The sequence below is a fragment of the Candidatus Poribacteria bacterium genome (assembly GCA_021162805.1).
Taxonomy (GTDB): Bacteria; Poribacteria; WGA-4E; order B28-G17; family B28-G17; genus JAGGXZ01.
This window is the reverse complement of record JAGGXZ010000112.1, coordinates 1-4,506: the sequence shown is the minus strand read 5'-3', so window position 1 is coordinate 4,506 and position 4,506 is coordinate 1. Positions and strand designations below refer to the sequence as shown.

The window sequence follows — 4,506 nt, the reverse complement described above, 5'->3', positions numbered from 1 at the left end:
GAACGGGACATGATGACAAATATCCTTCCTGGTCTTACGACGAGAGGAAGATAGCTTTTACCCGCTCTGATGACATCTTCATCATTGACCTCCGAACTAATGAGCTGATCCCTATCACTAGGACCCCCACCGTTAGAGAAGCCTATCCCATGTGGGCACCTGATGAGTATAGGATAGCATACACTTCGTATGATCCTCAAACGGGGGAGAATAGCATACACATATACGATCTTGTTAGGAAGAGAGATATGAAACTCAAGCTACCCAAGGGATTAGCGCTCTGTCAGATGGGTAAGGTTGACTGGTTACCTGATGGGAGAAGGCTTGTATTTTCAGCCGAGGAGGACGGTTCGCCACCGAACTTATATGTTATCGATATTTCAAGTAACTTGGTTGAGCAGCTTACAAGGGATTTAAATGAGGGGAAGCAGACCCCCGATTGGTGGGGAGGATATACAGTCGTGAAGCCTCTGAATCTACTTAACACCCTCTGGTCTTCGATCAAGACGAAAGGAGTAGGACTGCGATGAGGAAGGTAAGGGACCTGCTGGGATACTCGATCGCCGTTCTCATCCCCGCCACAGCATGGTTCTGGTTCACCTTCAAGAACAACTCATCCCTCATCATGCAAAGACCTCCCATCACCCCAGACCCCTTCAGATACATCCACATGACCCGGTTCTTCAAAGATGATCCCCTTGCCAGCTTCGATTCCCTGAATCTGCCGAAGCTGCTCCTCTCATCAAACCTCAGAGTCCACCCCGACATCCTGCCCTCAGATGAGATCGAAGGAGCCATGCGGGCGCTCATCTCCGGCAAACCCGCTCTCCTGGACACCACCCTGGCATACCGATCATCTCCTCGGAGGATGATGATCGTGGATAGAAAAGGAAGAACTGAGGGGAGAAAGAAATCACCATGAGGAGAGGGTTGACAAGATATCTGATCATATCTCTCTTCATCTGCTCCTCTCTCGCCTTCTCCATTTATTTCCGCATCACAGGAACGCCTATCAACCTCAGAGGCTTCTATGGCGCAGATCCTCCCAGATACCTCTACTACACAAAGATCATCCTCAAAGACGGAAGGTTGCCCTCAAGGGATATGCTGAGGGAGTATCCCTTAGGCAGGAGCACCTCAACCCAACTGACCCTCTTCCCATACACGCTTGCCGCCCTGTGTAAGGCAGCGCAACTCCTCCATCTGCCCATATCAACCGAGCAGGTGGTGCTCCTCTCCCCGATCCTCTTCTACCTCCTCTCCTCCATCATCCTCTTCCTGATGGCCCGGAAGCTCTACGGCATCTACACCTCCCTTATAGCCCTCAGCCTCCTCGGCTTCTTCCCTCCTATGATAGCCAGAAGCATGGCAGGGTTCGCCGACAGGGACGGGCTGGTTCTTTTCCTGGCCGTACTTTCCTTCCTCCTCTACATCCTCGGATGTGCTGAGGGGCGGTTCACAAAGAGAGTGTTTTTCACCTCTCTCTCCAGCCTCGCCATGATCCTCCTGGGGTTGACATGGCCTGGTGTGGGTATCTTCATCAGTGTCATCGCCACTGTGGAGCTTATCAGGATGCTCCTTAAAAGGGAATATGAGCTCGACGAGATCATCCTCCTTTTCAGCTGGTTCGCTCCCATCTGCATCGCCTTACCAGCTCTCAAGGAGACCTATCGGTTTTGGTCGAAGCCATACGTGCTGCTTGCCCTGGGTTATCCGCTCCTGCTGCTTTCAAGCGGGATCATGAGCTTTCTTATCCGGCAGGTGAAGGGAAATATCCCCGCAGGAGCGGTTTCACTCCTCTCCTCCCTTATCCCGGGGGTAGCCCTGCTATCTATCGCATCACCCGAAGCCCTCTCAAAGTTAATCGAGAATCTCCCCTCTGCCTTCGGATCAAATCCATTATCCGAGACCATATCAGAGCTACAAAAGCCGGGGGCGCTGAGCTGGGCGATGTGGCCGGGAATCTTCTTCGTCTTCATCCTGGCGGGCCTGCTGCTGGCTGTGTGGCGTTTGAGCCGGAAGTTGAACCTGAACCCATGGTATACCTCTATGAGCCTGGAACTCCCCTTCTTCGGCATGGCCTTCAGCAGGATCTTTTCGGGCCTTCCATCGGGATTCAGGGAAACAGCTCTCACGATTGGCATCTTCTGGGGAACGCTGGCAATTGGAGTCATCGGATTTCTCCTTTTGATCGTCAGATCTTCGCTGAAAGAGGGCTACCGGCGCAACCCTCACGCTTTCGAGGGTGATCTGTTGATGGTGATCTGGACGTTGGTGACGTTATTGTGCATGCGGAGTGCCGTCAGGTTCACATATCTGTTCGTCGTTCCAGGTGCTATCCTGGGCTCATATGCTCTCGTCGAAGGAGTTCGATGGTGCTACAACACCGAAAGGAGGTCTGATCTGCTATGGCTTCTCCCCCTGATGATCTCGTGGCAGATCTATTCCGTCATATGCGCTGATAGATCCTTCCCATCTGCCGTTTACTCCCTGTTCGGTTACATCCTGCTTGCCGTTATCACCCTGGCGGTCATACTCTATCAGGTAAGGGGAGCGTTGAAAGGGTGGATACGGCGAATAGGGCTGACGCTTCTTTCGATGTTCCTAATCGGCCTGATCGGTCTTGCCCCCTCCTCATGGCTGGGGGGATATGGGGCGAATTATAAATTCTCCCTTACAGGCAGGAGTTCCTTTCTTGAGGAACTCAATCTGGAGGAAGCCCTGAGATGGCTTCACGATAACACCCCTAAGGATTCCGTTGTGGCCGCGTCATGGGAGTATGGAAGCTGGATAAACCTGCTGGCGGGACGAGCCACAATCGTGGACGAACAACAGAACCCATACTGGGTCTACCTCATCTCGCGGCTCGTGCTGACAGGGGAGGATGAGAAAGAAGCCCTTCGTTTTCTCAAAACACATGGAGCCACCCATCTCCTGCTGACCAGAAGGGATATCTCGCTGCTTAAAACCCTGGCCAAACAGGGGATGGCCCCTCCGGTCGAAGTTCCCCTCTTCGGCTTCGCCGTTGAGAGGATCAGGACGGAGGGGTTCGATGAGAAGATGAAGCCGTTCTACCGATATCTATCTCGTCCCAGGCGAGTTTTCCTCGATGAAGAGTTGAAGCTGAATGGGAGGAGATACAAACCAGGCGAATGGTCGATTGAAAGCATCTATCTCACACCTGATCAGGATGGGATTCATGCTCTGGTGGAGCTGAATCTCAGAGGGAAAATATATCGCCTTCCGCCGAAGGAAGCGATCGTCCGTGGTAAGGTTTATCGTTCATCCGGCGGGAACACCGTTCCCTGCATCCTTGTGATTCGCACCCCTGAGGATGATCCCGATTCATGGCAGGTCCTCTATCTATCGTCGAGGGCACGACGGACGATCTCGGTGAGGCTGTTTTTGCTGCATGAGCTCAAAGATCACTTCAAGCTCGTCTACCCCCCTTCTCAAGAGGGAGGAAATTACTCCGTTCAGATATGGCAGATCATCTATCCGGAGGATATACAGCCCGAGCCTGAGTATCTGCGGCAGCGACCGCCGAAGGGATTTGGTGGATGGATATCCATACCTTAGAGCCATGACCATAGCTTTCATCTACGACTGCGCCTATCCATATGTCAGCGGATCTTCGAGATGGCCAAAAGGCTCAGCACCGAACATCAAATCCACATGATCACCATGAAATGGTGGAAAGGAGAAAGGAGATTAAAGTTGAACGAGAACCTCCAGCTCCATGGGGTGTGTCCAAAGAATGAGCTCTATACCTCATCCGGAAGGAGAAGGATCTTACCACCTCTCCTTTTCTCCCTTTCCCTGATCCCCACCCTCCTCAGAGTGAACCCCCATATCCTCGACTGCCAGAACATCCCATATCTGCCCGCCCTCGCCTGTAAACTTTTCTGCATCCTCAGAGACAGACCTCTCATCATCACATGGCATGAGATATGGGGGGATTACTGGTACCAATACCTGGGATGGAGAGGAGTTTTCGGAAAACTGATAGAGAAGCTCACATCTAGGCTCACAAAACACAACATCGCCAATTCCCTTCATACCCTTAAAAGGTTCAGAGAGATAAGCCACATGCCCATCACGCTCATCCCCCCTGGGGTGGATCTGAAGAGGATAAAAGAGACAAGACCATCATCGCAAAGCTTCGACCTGTTGTTTGTGGGGAGGCTGATACCTGAAAAAAACGTAGAGGCTCTCATAAGGGTCATCGCCTCCATCGACATGAAGCTCACCTGCGCCATCATAGGGGATGGGCCTGAAAGGGAAAGGCTCGAGAGACTCGCCGATGAACCGGGCCTTTCAGGAAGGATAAAATTCCTTGGATTCCTCCCTGAGGTCTACCCATACATGAAATCCTCCAAGATATTCGTCTTCCCCTCCAAGAGGGAGGGATTCGGCATGGTTGTGATAGAGGCGAACGCATGTGGAGTGCCCGTCATCCTTTTGGATCATCCCCATAATGCGGCTGTGGGGCTGATAGAGAATGGG

4 protein-coding genes are annotated in these 4,506 nt (G+C 52.3%); all 4 read left to right on the top strand.

Annotated features, from left to right (window positions below):
- A partial coding sequence (locus J7M22_08805) for a PD40 domain-containing protein (GenBank protein MCD6506710.1) occupies positions 1-530 on the top strand: 530 nt, incomplete at its 5' end.
- Positions 527-922 (top strand): hypothetical protein, encoded by a 396-nt coding sequence (locus tag J7M22_08800; GenBank protein MCD6506709.1) that lies wholly within the window; start codon positions 527-529, stop codon positions 920-922. The genes J7M22_08805 and J7M22_08800, both read left to right, overlap by 4 nt.
- A gap of 8 nt (positions 923-930) precedes the next feature.
- The gene (locus J7M22_08795) at positions 931-3,579 is read left to right on the top strand and encodes a hypothetical protein (GenBank protein ID MCD6506708.1); all 2,649 of its coding nucleotides are present in this window, start codon (positions 931-933) and stop codon (positions 3,577-3,579) included.
- Between the two features lie 60 nt (positions 3,580-3,639).
- On the top strand, positions 3,640-4,506 hold an 867-nt coding region (locus J7M22_08790), incomplete at its 3' end, for a glycosyltransferase (protein ID MCD6506707.1).